Annotated in this window: 20 protein-coding genes; 12 read left to right on the plus strand and 8 right to left on the minus strand. The window is 55.8% G+C overall.

Going from position 1 to position 19,096, the window contains the following annotated elements; all coding sequences use genetic code 11:
* The first annotated feature begins 16 nt into the window (after positions 1-16).
* The 8 genes from FHW04_RS15425 to FHW04_RS15460 all read left to right on the plus strand — a co-directional run bounded on the left by FHW04_RS15425 (position 17) and on the right by FHW04_RS15460 (position 7,864).
* Entirely contained in the window at positions 17-637 is a 621-nt protein-coding gene (locus tag FHW04_RS15425) for an RpoE-regulated lipoprotein (RefSeq protein ID WP_069728731.1), read from the plus strand.
* A 259-nt stretch (positions 638-896) separates the two neighbouring features.
* Positions 897-1,913 (plus strand): sulfate ABC transporter substrate-binding protein, encoded by a 1,017-nt coding sequence (locus tag FHW04_RS15430; RefSeq protein ID WP_069728732.1) that lies wholly within the window; start codon positions 897-899, stop codon positions 1,911-1,913.
* A complete protein-coding gene (gene cysT / locus FHW04_RS15435) occupies positions 1,913-2,746 on the plus strand; it encodes a sulfate/thiosulfate ABC transporter permease CysT (protein WP_031375853.1) in 834 nt (277 codons plus the stop codon). The genes FHW04_RS15430 and cysT overlap by 1 nt, the downstream gene beginning before the upstream one ends.
* A complete protein-coding gene (cysW, locus tag FHW04_RS15440) occupies positions 2,746-3,621 on the plus strand; it encodes a sulfate/thiosulfate ABC transporter permease CysW (protein ID WP_069728733.1) in 876 nt (291 codons plus the stop codon). The genes cysT and cysW overlap by 1 nt, the downstream gene beginning before the upstream one ends.
* Positions 3,611-4,699: a sulfate/thiosulfate ABC transporter ATP-binding protein CysA gene (gene cysA, locus FHW04_RS15445; RefSeq protein ID WP_089561693.1), complete on the plus strand. Its 1,089-nt coding sequence runs from the start codon at positions 3,611-3,613 to the stop codon at positions 4,697-4,699. The genes cysW and cysA overlap by 11 nt, the downstream gene beginning before the upstream one ends.
* Before the next feature lie 84 nt (positions 4,700-4,783).
* A complete protein-coding gene (gene cysM, locus FHW04_RS15450; RefSeq protein WP_089561694.1) occupies positions 4,784-5,665 on the plus strand; it encodes a cysteine synthase CysM in 882 nt (293 codons plus the stop codon).
* A gap of 169 nt (positions 5,666-5,834) precedes the next feature.
* Positions 5,835-6,515, plus strand: coding sequence for a response regulator transcription factor (locus tag FHW04_RS15455; RefSeq protein ID WP_031375856.1), 681 nt, complete (start codon positions 5,835-5,837; stop codon positions 6,513-6,515).
* Positions 6,512-7,864 carry an ATP-binding protein gene (locus FHW04_RS15460; RefSeq protein WP_069728734.1) on the plus strand — a complete coding sequence of 451 codons (1,353 nt, stop codon included), beginning with the start codon at positions 6,512-6,514 and terminating at the stop codon, positions 7,862-7,864. Before FHW04_RS15455 ends, FHW04_RS15460 begins: the two co-directional genes overlap by 4 nt.
* Positions 7,865-7,928: 64 nt before the next feature.
* Here FHW04_RS15460 and crr read toward each other — a convergent pair whose 3' ends face one another.
* From crr to cysZ, 6 genes are all read right to left on the minus strand, one after another.
* Positions 7,929-8,429 carry a PTS glucose transporter subunit IIA gene (gene crr / locus FHW04_RS15465; RefSeq protein ID WP_069728735.1) on the minus strand — a complete coding sequence of 167 codons (501 nt, stop codon included), beginning with the start codon at positions 8,427-8,429 and terminating at the stop codon, positions 7,929-7,931.
* Positions 8,430-8,471: 42 nt separating this feature from the next.
* Positions 8,472-10,199 (minus strand): phosphoenolpyruvate-protein phosphotransferase PtsI, encoded by a 1,728-nt coding sequence (gene ptsI, locus FHW04_RS15470; protein WP_069728736.1) that lies wholly within the window; start codon positions 10,197-10,199, stop codon positions 8,472-8,474.
* 161 nt (positions 10,200-10,360) lie between these two features.
* The gene (ptsH, locus tag FHW04_RS15475) at positions 10,361-10,618 is read right to left on the minus strand and encodes a phosphocarrier protein Hpr (RefSeq protein ID WP_003848868.1); all 258 of its coding nucleotides are present in this window, start codon (positions 10,616-10,618) and stop codon (positions 10,361-10,363) included.
* A gap of 173 nt (positions 10,619-10,791) precedes the next feature.
* Entirely contained in the window at positions 10,792-10,986 is a 195-nt protein-coding gene (locus tag FHW04_RS15480; protein WP_069728737.1) for a hypothetical protein, read from the minus strand.
* A gap of 17 nt (positions 10,987-11,003) precedes the next feature.
* Positions 11,004-11,975, minus strand: coding sequence for a cysteine synthase A (gene cysK, locus FHW04_RS15485; RefSeq protein WP_031375859.1), 972 nt, complete (start codon positions 11,973-11,975; stop codon positions 11,004-11,006).
* 141 nt (positions 11,976-12,116) lie between these two features.
* Entirely contained in the window at positions 12,117-12,884 is a 768-nt protein-coding gene (gene cysZ, locus FHW04_RS15490) for a sulfate transporter CysZ (RefSeq protein WP_031375860.1), read from the minus strand.
* 218 nt (positions 12,885-13,102) lie between these two features.
* On the opposite strand from cysZ, the gene zipA reads away from it, so the two are divergent.
* The 3 genes from zipA to FHW04_RS15505 all read left to right on the plus strand — a co-directional run bounded on the left by zipA (position 13,103) and on the right by FHW04_RS15505 (position 16,409).
* Positions 13,103-14,095, plus strand: a complete 993-nt coding sequence (gene zipA, locus FHW04_RS15495; protein WP_031375861.1) for a cell division protein ZipA — start codon at positions 13,103-13,105, stop codon at positions 14,093-14,095.
* 75 nt (positions 14,096-14,170) lie between these two features.
* A complete protein-coding gene (gene ligA, locus FHW04_RS15500) occupies positions 14,171-16,189 on the plus strand; it encodes an NAD-dependent DNA ligase LigA (RefSeq protein WP_031375862.1) in 2,019 nt (672 codons plus the stop codon).
* Between the two features lies 1 nt (position 16,190).
* On the plus strand, positions 16,191-16,409 hold the full coding sequence (locus FHW04_RS15505; RefSeq protein ID WP_031375863.1) for a DUF3820 family protein: 219 nt from the start codon (positions 16,191-16,193) through the stop codon (positions 16,407-16,409).
* 27 nt (positions 16,410-16,436) lie between these two features.
* On the opposite strand, the gene FHW04_RS15510 is transcribed toward FHW04_RS15505, so the two are convergent.
* A complete protein-coding gene (locus tag FHW04_RS15510) occupies positions 16,437-17,447 on the minus strand; it encodes a bile acid:sodium symporter family protein (protein WP_031375864.1) in 1,011 nt (336 codons plus the stop codon).
* A 96-nt stretch (positions 17,448-17,543) separates the two neighbouring features.
* On the opposite strand from FHW04_RS15510, the gene FHW04_RS15515 reads away from it, so the two are divergent.
* Positions 17,544-18,464, plus strand: coding sequence for a LysR family transcriptional regulator (locus tag FHW04_RS15515; protein ID WP_089561695.1), 921 nt, complete (start codon positions 17,544-17,546; stop codon positions 18,462-18,464).
* Here FHW04_RS15515 and FHW04_RS15520 read toward each other — a convergent pair.
* On the minus strand, positions 18,461-18,808 hold the full coding sequence (locus FHW04_RS15520) for a FlxA-like family protein (protein ID WP_031375866.1): 348 nt from the start codon (positions 18,806-18,808) through the stop codon (positions 18,461-18,463). The genes FHW04_RS15515 and FHW04_RS15520 overlap by 4 nt on opposite strands.
* Between the last annotated feature and the right edge of the window lie 288 nt (positions 18,809-19,096).

Here is a 19,096-nt window from a genome sequence, read left to right on the forward strand (position 1 = left end):
ATTAACAGGAGTTTTCATGAAAGCTGTTCGTTCCACGCTACTGATGGCCGCCGTTGTGTTGAGCGGCTGCGCCAGCAACGCCGGTTCCGGCGCTGACAGCAGCCAGCAGGTAAGCTGGTGGAATCCGCTGAGTTATCACTGGTCATCAACGCTGCCGTGGAACTGGTTTGGTTCTTCGCTGACCGTGACCGAGCAGGGCGTGGGCGGCTTAACCGCCTCAACTGCCATGAGCGAAAGCGCCATTAATGACGGACTGAACGGCGACTATAGCCTGCGTCAGGGGATGCGCAGTCAGAACGGCCAGGTGGTTTCTTTCTGGCAGGCGCTGAAGGATGGCGAGGTTAAAGTGGTGGTGTACGGTCAGTCACAGCCAGAACGCATTGAAGTGATGGACAGCAATATTGTCAGCGCTGACGGCAGCAAAGTTGGCGATCTGTTCAGCAATAAATTCACGAAAGCCTTCGATAACTGCGCGCTGGCCAGCGGAACCGATACCCGCGACGTCGCCTGCCGCGTGCCCGGCAGTCAGCATCTGACTTACGTTTACCACGGCGACTGGCACGGTCCGGAAGGGTTAATGCCTTCTGACGACACGCTGAAAAACTGGAAAATCAGCAAGATAGTCTGGCAGCGTTAAGACTGTCAGCGGCGCGTGCGGCGGGCTGTCTGGCAAGCCCGCCGTTGCCCCGTACGTCTCTCTCAATCCCCCAGCGGACGCGACCTGCCGTCCGCCTCGTCTTTTGCTGAAAACAGCATAAACTTCGCCGCCGTCTTATGCTTTTTTCGACTTTGAAATCATCAAACGATATATAAAACCGTTACTGGTTTTCACACAGTTATAAATAAACTGGTGCCTCAGCGGGTGAGATCCGCATCAAACTTTTTCAGGGTGCCAAATGACATTACAAGCGATGAAAAAAATCGTGAGCGGTATCGCCTTGTCGCTGAGCGTGGCTGGCGCAGTCCATGCTACTGAATTACTTAATAGCTCCTACGATGTGTCGCGTGAGCTGTTTGTTGCCCTGAATGCACCGTTTATTAAACAGTGGGATGCCAGCCATCCGGCCGATCCCCTGACCATTAAGATGTCACATGCCGGCTCTTCGAAGCAGGCACTGGCGATTCTGCAGGGGCTGCGCGCGGATGTGGTCACCTACAATCAGGTGACTGACGTGCAGGTGCTGCATGATAAAGGTAACCTGATTGCAGCGGACTGGAAAAACCGACTGCCTAACAACAGTTCGCCGTTTTACTCCACCATGGCGTTCCTGGTACGTAAGGGCAATCCAAAGCAGATTCATGACTGGTCAGATCTGGCCCGCAACGACGTGAAGCTGATTTTCCCCAATCCAAAAACCTCCGGTAATGGCCGTTACACTTATCTGGCTGCCTGGGGCGCTGCGGACAAAGCCGATGGCGGCGATCAGGCCAAAACCCGCGCCTTTATGACCCGGTTTTTGAAAAATGTTGAAGTGTTCGATACCGGCGGCCGCGGCGCAACTACCACCTTTGCTGAGCGTGGCCTCGGCGATGTGCTGATCAGCTTTGAGTCGGAAGTTAACAACATCCGCAATCAGTACGGTAAAGACCAGTATGAAGTGGTGGTGCCAAAGACCGACATTCTGGCGGAGTTTCCGGTGGCGTGGGTGGATAAAAATGTCGCCCACAACAACACCACTGACGCGGCCAGCGCTTACCTTAATTATCTCTATACCCCGGCTGCTCAGGCGATCATTACCCGTTACTACTACCGGGTGAATAATCCGCAACTGATGGCGGAGCAGAAAGATCGCTTCCCGCAAACCACGCTGTTCCGGGTTGAAGACGCCTTTGGCGGCTGGGATAAAGTGATGCAGACCCATTTCGTCAGCGGCGGTGAGCTCGACAAATTGTTAGCGGCGGGGCGTGGATAATGTTTGCAGCCAGCCAGAAACGCGTATTGCCCGGCTTTGGTATCAGCCTTGGCACCAGTCTGCTGTTTACCTGTTTAATTCTGCTGCTGCCAATCAGTGCAGTGCTCATGCAGCTGTCGCAGATGACGCTGCAACAGTACTGGGATGTGATCACCAATCCGCAGCTGATTGCCGCCTATAAGGTGACGCTGCTCTCTGCGGGCGTGGCTTCGCTGTTTAACGCGGTGTTCGGCATGCTGATGGCGTGGATCCTTACCCGTTACCGTTTTCCTGGTCGTACATTGCTGGATGGCCTGATGGATCTGCCGTTCGCCCTGCCGACGGCCGTGGCGGGCTTGACGCTGGCCGGTCTGTTTTCAGTCAACGGCTGGTATGGACAGTGGTTTGCCCATTTTGATATCAAAATTTCGTACACCTGGATCGGCATTGCCATCGCGATGGCGTTCACCAGTATCCCGTTTGTGGTGCGAACCGTACAGCCGGTGCTGGAGGAGTTAGGCCCGGAGTATGAAGAAGCCGCCGAAACGCTGGGTGCCACGCCGTGGCAGAGTTTCCGCCGCGTAGTGCTGCCGGAAGTCGCGCCCGCGCTGCTGGCAGGTACCGCCTTGTCGTTTACCCGCAGCCTGGGTGAGTTTGGTGCGGTGATCTTCATTGCCGGCAACATCGCCTGGAAAACCGAAGTGACCTCACTGATGATTTTCGTCCGGCTGCAGGAGTTTGATTATCCGGCTGCCAGCGCTATCGCCTCGGTGATTCTGGCCGCCTCGTTGATTCTGTTGTTCGCGATTAACACATTACAGAGCCGCTTTGGCCGTCGTCTGGGAGGCCACTAATGGCAGAGGTTTCGCAACTTAATCATGCTGCCCGCCAGCCGGTAAACTGGGGCAAATGGCTGCTGATTGGTATCGGGGCGCTGGTGTCGGTCCTGCTGCTGGTGGTGCCGATGGCCTCGATCTTCTGGGAAGCACTGAACCAGGGATTAGGCGTGGCGCTCGGCAATCTGGCGGATGGCGACATGCTGCATGCGATCTGGCTGACGGTGCTGGTCGCGCTGATCACTGTGCCGGTCAACCTGGTGTTCGGTACGCTGCTCGCCTGGCTGGTGACGCGTTTTACCTTCCCGGGACGACAGTTGCTGCTGACGCTGTTTGATATTCCGTTTGCCGTCTCGCCGGTGGTGGCCGGTCTGATGTATCTGCTGTTCTGGGGCGTTAACGGCCCGGCTGGCGGCTGGCTGGATGCACATAACATCCAGATTATGTTTGCCTGGCCCGGCATGGTGCTGGCAACGGTGTTTGTTACCTGTCCGTTTGTCGTCCGTGAACTGGTGCCGGTGATGCTGAGCCAGGGCAGTCACGAAGATGAAGCGGCGGTTCTGCTGGGCGCTTCTGGCTGGCAGATGTTCCGTCGGGTCACGCTGCCGAATATCCGCTGGGCGCTGCTGTACGGCGTGGTGCTGACCAACGCCCGCGCGATTGGTGAATTTGGTGCGGTCTCGGTGGTATCGGGATCGATTCGCGGTGAGACCTATACCTTACCGCTTCAGGTTGAATTACTGCATCAGGATTACAACACCGTTGGCGCGTTTACCGCCGCTGCGCTGTTGACGCTGATGGCAATTGTCACGCTGTTTCTGAAGAGCATTGTGCAATGGCGCTTAGCGCATCAGCACAACCGCTTGCAACAGGAGGGAAATCATGAGCATTGAGATTAACAAGATCAACAAATCCTTTGGTCGCACGTCGGTGCTGAACGATATCTCTCTTGATATTGCCTCGGGCGAAATGGTGGCGCTGCTGGGTCCGTCTGGCTCGGGAAAAACTACGCTGCTGCGCATTATTGCCGGACTGGAGCATCAGAACAGCGGTCAGATTCGGTTTCATAACCATGACGTCAGTCGCCTGCACGCCCGCGACCGTCAGGTAGGGTTTGTGTTTCAGCACTATGCGCTGTTCCGTCATATGACGGTATTCGACAACATCGCCTTTGGCCTGACGGTGCTGCCGCGTCGTGAGCGTCCGTCCACGGCGGAAATTAAACATCGCGTGACCCGCCTGCTGGAGATGGTGCAGCTGGCGCACCTGGCGAATCGTTTTCCGGCGCAGCTGTCGGGCGGACAGAAACAGCGTGTGGCGCTGGCGCGTGCTTTAGCGGTTGAACCGCAAATCCTGCTGCTGGATGAGCCGTTTGGCGCGCTGGATGCGCAGGTGCGTAAAGAGCTGCGCCGCTGGCTGCGTCAGCTGCATGAAGAGCTGAAGTTTACCAGCGTATTCGTCACCCACGACCAGGAAGAGGCGATGGAAGTGGCCGATCGCGTTGTGGTAATGAGTCAGGGCAATATCGAACAGGTCGGTACGCCAGATGACGTCTGGCGCGATCCGGCGACCCGCTTCGTGCTGGAGTTCCTTGGTGAAGTAAACCGCTTTGACGGCGAAATCCAGGGTTCACAGTTCCATGTAGGTGCACATCACTGGCCGCTGGGCTACACCTCGGCGCATCAGGGCGCGGTGGAACTGTTCCTGCGTCCGTGGGAGATTGATGTTTCGCGCCGAAGCAGCCTGGAAACGCCGCTGCCGGTTCAGGTGCTGGAGATCAGTCCGCGCGGACATTTCTGGCAGCTGGTGGTGCAGCCTGCCGGCTGGCAGAGCGAGCCGTTCTCGCTGGTATTTGAAGGCGAGCAGACCGCACCGATTCGCGGCGAACGCCTGTTTATCGGCCTGCAGCAGGCGCGTCTCTATCAGGGCGACACCCCGCTGCGCGCAGTTGCCTTTGCGCAGAGCGCCTGATATTTTCTCATCAACACCGGGCGGGAGTGTGACTCCCGCCTTTTTTTTGCCATTTTTCTTTTGCACTACGCCAGGAACGACACCGTGACGACTCTCGAAGATACCATCGGCAGTACCCCGCTGATTAAGCTGCAGCGCCTGACGCCCGCCAACGGCAGTGAGGTGTGGCTCAAGCTGGAAGGCAATAATCCGGCGGGTTCGGTCAAGGATCGCGCGGCCTGGTCGATGATCCATCAGGCAGAGTTGCGCGGCGAAATCACTCCCGGCGATCAGCTGATTGAAGCCACCAGTGGCAATACCGGCATTGCGCTGGCGATGATCGCCGCGCTGAAAGGCTACCGGATGCGTCTGCTGATGCCCGATAACATGAGTCAGGAGCGGCAGGATGCGATGCGCGCTTACGGCGCGGAACTGGTGCTGGTGTCGCGCGATCAGGGAATGGAAGGTGCCCGCGACCTGGCGCAGGCGATGGCAGCGCGTGGCGAAGGCCGGGTACTCGACCAGTTCAATAATCCGGATAATCCGCTGGGCCATTATCAGACCACCGGCCCCGAGTTATGGCAGCAGTCAAACCAGCGGATGACCCATTTTGTCTCCAGTATGGGCACCACCGGTACCATTACCGGCGTCGGGCGTTACCTGAAAGAGCACAATACCGGGGTGCAGGTGATCGGTTTGCAGCCCAGTGAGGGCAGCAGCATTCCGGGGATCCGTCGCTGGCCGCTGGCCTATCTGCCGGGCATTTACCGACCCAATCTGGTCGATGACGTGATTGATATGTCACAACAGGAAGCGGAAGAGACGATGCGCGCGCTGGCGCGACGTGAAGGGATTTTCTGCGGCGTAAGCTCCGGTGGCGCGGTGGCGGGCGCCTTGCGGATCGCCGCTGCCCATCCCGGCAGCGTAGTGGTGGCGATCGCCTGCGATCGCGGCGATCGTTATCTCTCGACCGGCCTCTATCAGTAACTTCATCTCCGCCTGAAACGGCCTGCGTGCGCGTTATTGCTGCCCGCAGGCTTTTTTTTGCGTGGCCTTATGCCGTCGGCAGTGCTAAATCTGTAAGGATCGCGTAAATCAGGCTGCGCCCTGGTGCGGCTCAGGACAAAATAGCGGCAATTTTGTACGAGAGATAAAAATGAAAATCCTGCTTGTTGATGATGATGTTGAATTAGGCACCATGTTAAGCCAGTACCTGATCGCTGAAGGGTTCGATGCGCAGCTGGTGTTAACCGGTAGCGCCGGGATTCAGGGGGCGCTGTCCGGACAATACACCGCAATGATTCTGGATATCATGCTGCCCGATATGAGCGGTATTGATGTGCTGCGTCAGGTGCGGCAGAACAGCCGTTTGCCGGTGATTATGCTGACCGCGAAAGGCGACAATATTGATCGGGTCATCGGACTGGAGATGGGCGCGGATGATTACATGCCGAAACCCTGCTATCCGCGTGAACTGGTGGCCCGTCTGCGTGCGGTGCTGCGCCGGTTTGAAGAGCAGGCGCCGCAGCCGGATACCAAAGAGCCGCTGCGCTGGCGCGAGCTGACGCTCAATCCTGCCACCCGCATTACCGAATGGCAGGGCAAAGCATTTGATCTGACCGCCTCGGAATTTAACCTGCTGGATCTGCTGCTGCGCGCGCCGGATCGGGTGGTATCGAAAGATGAGCTGTCAGAAAAGGGGCTCGGTCGTCCTCGCGAAGCCTATGATCGCAGCGTCGATGTCCACATCAGTAATATCCGCCAGAAGTTAAGCGCCTTAACCGCTGACAGCGTGAATATCGAAACCGTGCGCAGCATTGGTTACCGTATTCGATGAAGCAAAGCTACCGTGGACGGATGTTCTGGAAGATTCTGATCGGCTTCTGGATAGTGTTCGTTATCATGAGCCAGTTACTCTGGCTGGGCTTTTCGCTCTCCGGTAAACGCCATGAGCCGCCTGAAATCGTCGCCATCCGGCGGACCGTCGATTTGCAAATGGCCTCTGCGGTGTCGGTGCTGGAGCGGGGCGGTCCGGCGGCGCTGGAGGATATGATGGCGGGCTGGGAGCCTAACGATCGCCAGTTTTTTACCGTGATACAGCATGCGCGTCCGGCCGGTCAGCCCAGTCTGCCCGAGCGGCTAAATTCACCGTTTGAAGGCCGGATCCCCGACCAGATTGTGCGCTGGGTGCGCGGCGCAGATAACAAAGAGTATGAGCTGCGCTACAACATTAAAGGCATGCGGGAAGACAGCAGCATGAACATGATGCCGCGCAAATTTCTCAATATTCCCGAGCCGATGTTCGTGTTTGCCGGATCGGTCGGCTTGTTGTTCAGCCTGCTGCTGGCCTGGAACCTGACACGACCGATGCGTCAGTTACGCGAAGGCTTTTCCCGGGTCGCCGAGGGCGATTTAAGCGTGCGGCTGTTTCCAATGATGCGCAAACGTCACGATGAGATTTCCAACGTGGCGGAAGCCTTTGACGCGATGGTTGAACGGCTGGAAACGCTGGTGCGGGCGCGCGAAGAGCTGCTGCACGATATCTCCCATGAGCTGCGCTCCCCGCTGGCGCGGCTGCAGCTGGCCACCGGACTGGCGCGCCAGACGCCGGAAAGCGTCGGCAGTTCACTGGATCGGATTGATGAAGAGGCGCGCCGGCTGGACAAAATGATCGGTGAATTGTTAACCCTGTCGCGCGCCGAACATGAAAGCATTCCGGATGAGCAATATTTTGACCTGACCGGATTACTTGAGGCGGTGGTCACCGATGTCCGCTATGAAGCGCAGATCCCCGGCGTCAGGGTTGAGTTTCTGGTGGATCAACAGGCCGACTACACGGTGCGCGGTAATGCGGAGCTGATACGGCGTGGCGTCGAGAACGTGCTGCGCAATGCGCTGCGCTTTTCGCTGCCCGGTCAGCAGATTGAGGTACGCTTAAGTGTGGAACAGCAGTGGCTGGCGATTCGGGTGCGGGATCAGGGGCCGGGTGTCGATGAAGAGAAGTTATCCAGCATCTTTGACCCGTTTGTGCGGGTCAATTCGCCGCTGATGGGCAAAGGCTATGGCCTTGGGTTGGCTATCGTGCGCAAAGTAGTGCTGGCGCATCATGGCGAGGTCAAAGCGATCAACCGTCCTGATGGCGGGCTTGAGCTGACGCTGCGTTTACCGCGCTGGCAGCAGCCCTGAGCCTTGCCGATTGGCAGAAACAATAACGGCACCCGAAGGTGCCGTTATGTTTAATCATTGACGCTTACTTTTTGATGCGAATCACCGGCGTTTCGCCGACGGTCACCTGGCCAGACAGCTTAATCAATTCCTTGATTTCATCCATGTTGGAGATGACAACCGGTGTCAGGGTTGATTTTGCTTTCTCTTCCAGCAGCGGCAGATCGAACTCGATGACCACGTCGCCTTTTTTGACCTTCTGGCCTTCTTCAGCGATGCGTTTGAAGCCTTCACCTTTCAGTTCAACCGTATCGATGCCGAAGTGGACAAACAGCTCAATGCCGTTATCAGACTCGATTGAAAAAGCGTGGTTGGTTTCAAAAATCTTGCCGATAGTGCCATCAACAGGCGCGACCATTTTGTTGCCGCTCGGTTTGATCGCAATACCGTCGCCCACGATTTTTTCTGCAAACACCACATCTGGTACGTCTTCAATATTCACGATTTCGCCTGACAGAGGCGCTACGATGTCAATTGTCCCAGCGCTATCTGTTTTTTCGCCAAAAAGTTTAGAAAACAAACCCATGATCTTCTCCTAAGCAGTAATTTGGGGCCAGCATCTCGCAGATTAGCAGAGCGTTTTTTCTTTGATGAACTTGTTAACCAGATTCATCAAATCATCCGCTGTCGGTTGAGCCAGTGCCTGCTCCGCCAATGCCTTCGCATCTTCGAAATTAGTATTACGAATGATTTTCTTGATGCCAGGGATAGAAATGGCACTCATGCTGAACTCGTCCAGCCCCATTCCCAGTAACAGTAGTGTAGCACGTTCATCACCTGCCAGCTCACCACACATGCCGGTCCATTTGCCTTCAGCGTGAGATGCATCAATGACTTGCTTGATTAAATTCAGCACTGATGGCGTCATTGGGTTGTACAGGTGCGAGATCAAATCATTACCACGATCGACCGCCAGAGTATACTGCGTCAGGTCGTTGGTCCCAATACTGAAGAAGTCGACTTCCTTCGCCAGATGGTGCGCGATGACGGCAGAAGCTGGGGTTTCCACCATGATGCCGACTTCAATGCTCTCATCAAACGCTTTACCTTCTTCGCGCAGCTGGGCTTTTAGCAGCTCCAGTTCCGCTTTCAGGCTGCGCACTTCTTCAACCGAAATAATCATCGGGAACATGATGCGCAGTTTGCCGAATGATGAGGCACGCAGGATGGCACGCAGCTGGGCATGCAGGATCTCTTTGCGGTCCATGGCGATACGAATCGCGCGCCAGCCGAGGAACGGGTTCTCTTCTTTCGGCAGGTTCATGTACGGCAGATCTTTGTCGCCGCCAATGTCCATGGTACGCACGATTACAGCCTGCGAACCCATCGCTTCAGCGACGGCTTTATAAGCCTGGAACTGCTCTTCTTCGCTTGGCAGCGAATCACGGTCCATGAACAGGAATTCAGTACGGTAGAGGCCTACGCCTTCAGCGCCGTTGCGCTCAGCGCCGGCGATATCACGCACGGTACCGATGTTAGCGCACACTTCTACCTGATGACCGTCCAGCGTCACCGCCGGCAGATCTTTCAGCTTGGCTAATTCATGTTTTTCAGACAGATACTGTGTCTGTACAGCTTTCAGCTCTTCCTGAATCGCTTCAGAAGGATTGACGTAAATGGTGTTGTTAACGCCATCCAGAATCAGGAAGTCGCCATTTTTGATGGTGGCGGTGACGTTACCGGTTCCGACAATTGCCGGGATCTCAAGGGAACGCGCCATGATTGAGGTGTGCGAGGTGCGCCCGCCTAAATCGGTAATAAAGCCCAGCACCTTTTTCAGGTTCAGCTGTGCGGTTTCTGACGGCGTTAAGTCTTTGGCCACCAGAATGGATTCGTCCTGAATTGCGCTCAGGTCAACGATATGCAGACCTAAAATGTTCTGCAGCAGACGTTTACCGATGTCACGTACGTCAGCCGCACGCTCTTTCAGGTATTCGTCATCTAACTCTTCCAGCGCTTTCGCCTGGCCATCGATAACAGAGTAGGCAGCGGCGTCAGCAGAGGCGTGATCTTTTTTGATCAGGTCGATGATTTCCTGCTCCAGCTCTTCATCTTCCAGCAACATGATGTGGCCTTCGAAGATGGCGGCTTTCTCTTCACCGAGGGTTTCACCCGCTTTGACGCGAATCGCTTCCAGTTGTACTGCCGCCTTACTGCGGCCATCGAGGAAGCGCTGAACTTCCTGCTCAACCTGGTCATCAGAAATTTTCTTGCGGTTGATGACGATCTCGTCTTCTTTCAGCAGCAGTGCTTTGCCGAAAGCGATACCTGGTGATGCTAAAATGCCTGAAATCATAACCTTACCTTTTAATCACGATGGCTGATTGGACTCTTTGCGGTGCCATTGTCGCGGGACACGTACTTTACGAAAGCAATAACGCGGACAGATTGTCCGCGATCAAGATGTTTGCACTCAATGGCGCAGAGGAGTCGATTTGCTGGAAAGCTGAGCGGAAATTACTCCAGTTCAGCCATCAGTTTGACCAGATGCTCAACTGCTTTTTGCTCGTCTTCACCTTCCGCGGAAAGGGTCACGACAGTCCCCTGGGTTAAACCCAGCGTCTGCAGTTTGAACAGGCTTTTTGCGCTCGCTGATTTACCGTTAGAGGTCACGGTAATTTCTGACTGGAAAGCTTTGGCTTCTTTTACGAATTGCGCAGCTGGGCGAGTGTGCAGACCGTTTGGTGCGGTAATGGTAACTTCTTGCTGGAACATTCTATTTCCCCAACGTTATCAGGATGAGTGTTTTGGATCTAAAGTCTAGCCTGGAGCCGTCACTTTAGCCTGTGTAGGTGCGCGGGTATAGCATCATGCTGGCTAACGACGCGCATGAATGAATTTTTCAATTCCGTTGCGTGTCAAAAACGATTCTACACGTCACCGGGTAATTATGCCGTTAATCGCCGTTTCGCCAAATCCGTAAATCGATTCAGCTTGATCCACTTCAAAGAGGGATTAATTTCAGGCATCGAAATAATTGGCAGTCTAAATACCAGAGCCGCGTCACTGAAATCAATCTGCAGGGTGGTGAAAGTGAGATCTGCACCACAAAAAAGCACCCAATCGGGTGCTTTTTTCGACATTTTCAGACTTTCAGCCGTTACTGCTGCAGCTCTTTTTCAGTGAACAGGTCGGCAAAAAGGGCGGTACTGAGATAGCGCTCACCGGAAGAGGGAAGGATCACCACAATGTTCTTATTGGCGAAGGCTTCATCTTCCTGCAGCTTCAGCGCTGCAGCGACCGCGGCACCGGATGAGATACCGGCCAGGATACCTTCTTCTTCCATCAGCTGACGGGCAGTGCTGATGGCTTCTTCATTGCTGATGGCAATAACCCGGTCGATCAGATTCAGATCAAGGTTGCCTGGAATAAAGCCGGCACCGATACCCTGAATCTTATGCGGGCCTGGCTTGATTTCATCGCCGGCCAGCGCCTGGGCAATCACCGGTGAATCAGTCGGCTCAACGGCGACCGAAATCAAATCTTTCTTGCCTTTGGTGTTCTTGATATAGCGACTCACGCCGGTCAGCGTACCGCCAGTGCCGACGCCAGCAATAAACACATCTACTTCACCGTCGGTATCTTCCCAGATTTCCGGACCGGTGGTTTTTTCGTGGATTTCCGGGTTGGCCGGGTTGCTGAACTGCTGTAACAGCACATATTTATCCGGGTTACTGGCGACAATCTCTTCCGCTTTCGCGATAGCGCCTTTCATGCCTTTGGCGCCTTCGGTCAGTACCAGCTGTGCGCCCAGCGCTTTTAGCAGCTTACGACGCTCAACCGACATGGTCTCCGGCATGGTCAGCGTCAGTTTGTAACCGCGCGCTGCCGCCACATAGGCCAGCGCGATACCGGTATTACCGCTGGTTGGTTCAACCAGCTCAACGCCCGGCTTCAGAATGCCGCGTTTCTCTGCGTCCCAAATCATATTGGCACCGATACGGCATTTCACGCTGAAGCTCGGGTTACGGGATTCAACTTTCGCAAGGATGCGGCCGTTACCGATGCGGTTCAGTCGAACCAGTGGCGTATGACCAATTGTCAAAGAGTTGTCTTCATAGATCTTACTCATAGCCTGCCCTTAACTGTATGAATTATTGGGAACCCTCTGAGCATACCTGTTCTGCCTGGGTGCGGAAGGAAAGAAATCGCATATCTATATGTCAGCCGGCAATAAGCCTCGTTAAAAAGAGCATAAGGCCGGCTGATGGTTCTAACGCAGCTCGGTGCGCGCCAGGTTCTGTCGATAGCGATCGACCCACATCGCCGTGGCACCGCAAACAGCAACCGGCATGATGGCGAGGTTCAGAATCGGAATCATGGTGAACAGACTAATCAGTGCGCCAAACTGCATGTTAGCGGTTTTGTGCTGTCGCAGGGCGTTGCGCATCTGCTGAAAAGGGACTTTATGGTTATCAAACGGGTAGTCGCAATACTGCACCGACAGCATCCAGGCGCTGAACAGGAACCACAGCACCGGCGCGACGGTCTGGCCAAAGCCGGGAATAAAGTAGAGCAGCAGCAGCCCGATGGCGCGCGGCAGATAGTAACCCAGCTTTTGCAGCTCACGCTTCATGATGCGCGGCACATCCTTAATCAACCCCATCCAACCGCTGTCGGGCAAGGGCTTGCCGGTCAGACGACCTTCGAGCTGCTCGGCCAGCAGTCCGCAGAAGGGCGCGGCGATCCAGTTCGCCAGCGTGGAGAAGAAGTAGCTAAACACCAGCACAATCGCTATCACCGACAGCGGCCACAGCAAATAGCTCAGCCACTGCAGCCAGTCCGGGATATGGGCCAGCAGGCGGGGGATCCAGTCGCCCAGCCGGTAAAACAGCCAGATAAATGCGCCGCCCAGCATCACGATGTTAATCAGCAGTGGCATCACCACAAAACGCCGGATGCCCGGCAAACGCACCAGTTTCCAGCCCTGGCTGAAATAGTGCACACCGTTAAAATTTGAGACGGATTTCTCAAGGGCCATAAAGCCAATTCTCCTGAAGATGTTGAGCCGCGCCCACTATAACCTGGCTTTTTCCACTGACCAGCTGCCGTTTGGGTAAAAAAACAGCGAAAAAGCGTGGGTCGCCTATCTTATTTGTCAGAAAATAGTGCACAGACTTGCACTTGTGTAGCAGGGCAAATACAGTTAGAGGATAAAGTTTGCCGCGGTGGCAAGGTATTGGAACAACAGAGAATACAATGATGCAGGATTTGCGTCTGATATTAATCGTTGTTGGCGCGATCGCCATTATAGCGCTCCTTCTTCACGGGCTGTGGACCAGCCGAAAAGAGCGCTCGTCAGTGTTCCGCGATCGCCCGCACAAACGTCTTAAACAACGTGATGAACATGATGAGCAGGACCTGATTGACGACGAGGACGACGGCGTCGGTGAGGTTCGTGTACGCCCTGAGCGTCATACTCATCAGGAACCGCGTTTCGATGAAGTTCGCGATCCACAGCCACAAGCGCCGCGTCAACCCGCGACCGCTGAGCCTGTGCGTCAGCCCGCGCCGCGACCTGCACCGCAGTCAGAACCTGAAAGCGATCCGCTGTTCGACACGGCCCCGCAGCCTAAGCCGCAGCCGCGTTCTGAGCCGGTCCGTCAGCAGCAACCTGCGCCGACGTTTGTCGCGCCGCCGGTGCAGGCCGATCCGCTGCTCGATTTAGATCCGCTCGAGTCGGTACAGCCGGAACCGCAGTATCAGGCTGAGCCTGAACCGCAGTCTGAGGTGATTACCGCACCTGCGCCTGAAGCCAAAGCGCCAGCAGAGAAGCCGAAAGAGGCGGTGCTGGTACTGCATGTGGCCGCGCACTCCGGTGGCGAGCTGAATGGTGAAGCGCTGCTGCAGGGGATTCTGCAGGCGGGCTTCCAGTTTGGCGAAATGAACATTTTCCACCGTCATCTCAGCCCGGCAGGCAGCGGTCCGGTGTTGTTTAGCCTGGCCAATATGGTTAAGCCGGGTTCATTCAATCCTGACCTGATGACTGACTTCAGCACGCCTGGCATCTCTATCTTTATGATGGTGCCTTCCTACGGTGATGCGAATCAGAACTTCAAGCTGATGTTACAGTCGGCGCAGCGTATCGCGGATGATGTCGGCGGTGTGGTGCTGGATGATGAGCGCCGCATGATGACACCACAGAAGCTGGAAACCTACAAAGCGCGCATTCGCGATGTGGTCGGCGTCTGAGACCTGCGCTAACGGTTATCTGAATTGTTAAAACAAACCCCCGCCTGTCGGGGGTTTTTTATCTGATGGGGCTTTATGAAATCCGTTCAGGATCAAATCACCGAACTGCGCACAACGTTGCGTCATCATGAATATCTCTACCACGTTATGGATGCGCCGGAAGTCCCCGACGCCGAATATGATCGTCTGATGCGTGAGCTGCGTGAGATGGAAGCGGCACATCCCGAGCTGATCACCCCGGACTCGCCTACTCAGCGTGTCGGTGCTGCGCCGCTGACGGTGTTCGAGCAGGTGCGTCATGAAGTCCCGATGCTGTCGCTGGATAACGCTTTTGATGAAGCCACCTTTCTGGCCTTCAACAAGCGGGTGCAGGATCGGCTGAAAAACAGTGAAGACATCACCTACTGCTGCGAACTGAAACTGGATGGCCTGGCGGTCAGCCTGCTGTACGAAAACGGCCTGCTGGTGCGGGCGGCGACCCGTGGTGACGGCACCACCGGCGAGAACATTACCGCCAATGTCCGCACCATTCGTGCCATTCCGCTGCGGCTGAAGGGTGACAACATTCCGGCGCGACTGGAAGTGCGCGGCGAAGTGTTTATGACCCAGCGCGGCTTTGAAAAACTGAATGAGGAAGCGCGGCGTACCGACGGCAAGGTGTTTGCCAATCCGCGCAATGCGGCGGCCGGTTCGCTGCGTCAGCTTGATCCCCGCATCACCGCTAAGCGTCCGCTGACCTTTTTCTGCTACGGTTTCGGCCTGCTGGAAGGCGGCGAGATCCCGCACAGCCACATGGCGCGACTGCAACAGTTCAAAGCCTGGGGACTGCCGGTCAGCGATCGGATCCGTCTGGCGCATAATGCACAAGAGGCGCTGGCTTTTTATCGTGAGATTGAGCAGCAGCGTCCCACGCTCGGTTTTGATATCGACGGTGTGGTAATCAAAGTCGATTCACAGGCGCTGCAGGAGCAGCTGGGCTTCGTGGCTCGCGCACCACGCTGGGCTATCGCCTTTAAATTCCCGGCTCAGGAGCAGATGACCTGGGTGCGCGACGTCGAGTTTCAGGTCGGACGCACCGGCGCGATTACGCCGGTGGCGCGGCTCGAACCGGTTCAGGTGGCCGGCGTTATCGTCAGTAATGCCACGCTGCACAATGCCGATGAAATTGAGCGCCTCGGCTTGCGCATCGGCGATCGGGTAGTGATTCGCCGTGCGGGCGATGTCATTCCGCAGGTGGTCAATGTGGTAACGACAGAGCGCCCCGACGACGCCCGTGAAGTGGTGTTTCCGCAACATTGTCCGGTCTGTGGTTCGGATGTTGAGCGGGTGGAAGGGGAATCGGTTACGCGCTGCACCGGCGGGCTGATCTGTGGTGCTCAGCGCAAAGAAGCGCTGAAGCACTTTGTGTCGCGCCGGGCGATGGATGTGGACGGCATGGGCGATAAGATTATCGACCAGCTGGTGGAAAAAGAGTATGTCAAAACCCCGGCTGACCTGTTCCGCCTGACCGCCGGTGTGTTGACCGGCCTCGATCGTATGGGGCCGAAATCGGCGCAAAACGTGGTGGATGCGCTGCAAAAGGCGAAATCAACCACCCTGGCGCGCTTTCTCTATGCGCTCGGCATTCGCGAAGTCGGTGAAGCGACCGCCGCTAATCTGGCTAACCATTTTGGTGAACTGGAAAAAGTGATGGATGCCGATCTGGAGGCGCTGATTGCGGTGCCGGATGTCGGCAAAGTGGTGGCGACTCACGTGCGTAACTTCATGGAAGAGGAGAGTAACCGCGAGGTTATCCGTCAGCTGGTTGAGGAGATCGGCATTCACTGGCCAGCGGTGGTGGTGGTGAGAGCCGAGGAGATCGACAGTCCGTTTGCGGGTAAAACGGTGGTGCTGACCGGTTCGCTGTCGCAGATGAACCGTGATGATGCCAAAGCGCAGTTAATTGCGCTGGGCGCAAAGGTAAGCGGCAGCGTTTCGAAGAAAACCGATCTGCTGATTGCTGGTGAAGCGGCCGGTTCCAAGCTGGCAAAAGCGCAGGAGCTGGGGATTGAGGTGATCGATGAAGCGGAAATGATCCGTCTGCTGGGTGCCTGAGATGGAGAAACATCAGCTGGTAGCGATCGCCAATACCGCGATGCCCTTTGGTAAGTACAAAGGGCGGATGCTGATCGATCTGCCCGAGCCTTACCTGCTGTGGTTTGCCCGCAGCGGGGATTTTCCGTCAGGCCAGCTGGGTGATCTGATGCAACTGACGCTGGCAATCAAAATTGAAGGCCTTGAAGGGTTGGTTAAACCGCTTAAGGCCGGCAATTAATTCTGCCCGCGCTGGCGGGCAGTGTCTCTACTTTTGCGACTCCATCACCGGCGCTTTAACCTGCTGCGCCTGCAGCTTCTCGCCACTCTTTTTGTAGCGCCCGGCGATAAATGAACAGACCATCAGTTGAACCTGATGGAAGATCATTAAGGGCAGCACAATCATCCCTACACTGCTGGCGGGAAACAGAATATTCGCCATCGGCACGCCGTTCGCCAGGCTCTTCTTCGAGCCACAAAAAAGCACCACAATTTCATCGGCACGTTTAAAGCGGAACAGACGTGATGCCAGCAGGTTGATCAGCAACACTGCGGTCAGCAGCAGTACGCATCCTGCCAGAATCCATAATAGCGTATCGACGCCCACGCGATGCCAGATGCCGTTGATGACCGCTTCACTGAAGGCGGAATAAACCACCAGCAGAATGGAAGTCTGATCGGTTTTGCCAATCAGACTGCGATGTTTCTCCACCCAGGCACCAATCCAGCGGCGGGAGAGATGACCCAGCACAAAAGGCACCAGCAGCTGCAGCATAATCTTACCGATTTGCTCCAGGCCATCTGATGGCGCATTGCTGTGCACATCCATCACCAGATTAACCAGCAGCGGGGAGATAAATACCCCCAACAGGCTCGACGCTGAGGCGCTACAGACCGCCGCTGCGACGTTACCACCCGCCATTGAGGTGAAGGCGATGGCTGATTGCACCGTCGCAGGCAGAATGCAGAGGTAGATAAAGCCGGTATAGATTTCGGGGCCGACATTCACCGGATGCCACCAGACCAGCAGCAGACCGAGCAGCGGGAACAGCACAAAGGTACTGAACATAATCCACAGATGCAGCTGCCAGTGACTGCTGCCGGCGATGATCTTTTCACGTGATAACTTGGCACCGTGCATGAAAAACAGCAGGGCGATGGCGGCCGTGGTCAGATAGCTAAAGATATCGACGAAAATGCCTTTTGCAGGCAGGAAAGACGCCAGCAACACGGTGATGATGAGTTTGACCATCATCGGATCGAGCCGTAAAAATCCCATTGTTAAAATCCGGTTAAATATTGAATAGCAATGATTGTGCGCGAAGCGGGTTTAGAAATAAAATTGATTTATTGAATTAATCTATGAGCTGAATCGATGAATTATACCCTACGACAGTTGCGAACCTTTATCGCGGTGGCGCATTACGGCGGATTCAGTCAGGCCGGGCAGGCGATCGGTCTGAGTCAGTCGGCGGTCAGCCACAGCATAAAAGAGCTGGAGGCGGAGACCGGCGTACGCCTGCTGGACCGTACCACGCGAGAAGTGATACTGACTGAAGCCGGACAGCAACTGGCGTCGCGCATGGAGCGATTGCTGGAAGAGATCAACACCACGTTGCTGGATATCCGCAGTTACGGCGAGCAGCGCAGCGGTACGGTGCGGCTGGCAGCCAGCCAGACTATTTCAGCCCATCTGATGCCACAATGCCTGGCGGCCAGTCAGAACCATTTTCCCGACATTAAAGTCATCCTCCACGATCGCGCCCAGCAGTGGGTACTGCAAAGCGTGCGCAACGCCGAGGTCGATTTCGGTATCATCATCGGTCCGCTCAGCGATACCGATTTCGATTGTCTCGCCATTCTGGATGAGCCATTTCTTCTATTGTGCCGCGATGACGATCCGCTGGCGCAGGTGGAACAGGCGCAGTGGTCGATGCTGGCGGGGCGTACCATGGTGCTACAGGATTACGCTTCAGGTAGTCGGGTGTTGATTGATGCGGCGATGCAGCAGCAGCAGATTCAGGTCGACGTGGTGCAGGATATCGGGCATCCCGCCACGCTGTTCCCGATGGTGGATGCGGGGATTGGCATCAGCATTTTGCCGGCGCTGGCCTTGCCGCTGCCGGCCGGGCGAGCGCTCACGGTGAGGCGCTTATATCCGGAGATAAATCGCAGCCTGATGCTGATTAAGCGCAAAAATCGCTCGCTGACGCCAGCCGCCGAAGCGATCTGGCAGGAGGTGCGCCAGCAGGCCGCGCTGCTGGCGCAACAACGCGCGGTCAGTCCACCGTTTTAGATATAGACATCAAGCTGGTTCGTGTCGGTTGGACGGTTGACGCCGTCCGCTTTGATTTCGCCTGGCAGTTTGCTGTCGTCATTTTTCTGCTCAGCCTGTTCGGCCTGCTTCTGCTCTAACTGGGCAATCTGCGCTTCCAGCATGGTGATTTGCGACTCATACATCTGCTGCATCTCAGCTTTTTGTTTGTCCGTCAGATCTGCATTGCTGGACAACTCTTTAAGCTGGGTTGTGATGTTCTGAATCTGTTTGCTTAGCGCGGCCACCTGCGACGCAACACTGCCGCCGCCGCTGCTGTCACCGCTACTGACTGCACTGCTTAAAATTCCGGATATAGATGACATCATTTTCTCCCTGCAAATAGTCATTAACGATTATCGGCCTGCGGAAAAATCACTTGAGAAGAAAAATGTTAAGAAGGCGAAAAGAGCGGTGAGGGCAAAATGGCCCGAATGATGAAGTGCGGAGGTGGGGGAGGAGGAAGGGGGAGCAGCAGAAACGGAAAAAGCGCCTTAAAGGCGCTTTATTCTGAATTGGTGGGTCGTGCAGGATAAGCCGCGGCCCGTCCGGGGCCACGCCCTGCGGGTGATGCTGGCGCATCAGCCTGAACCGCTCCCGGCGCTTCAGTCGAA

Source organism: Pantoea sp. AN62 (assembly GCF_050432985.1).
GTDB classification, from domain to species: domain Bacteria; phylum Pseudomonadota; class Gammaproteobacteria; order Enterobacterales; family Enterobacteriaceae; genus Pantoea; species Pantoea brenneri.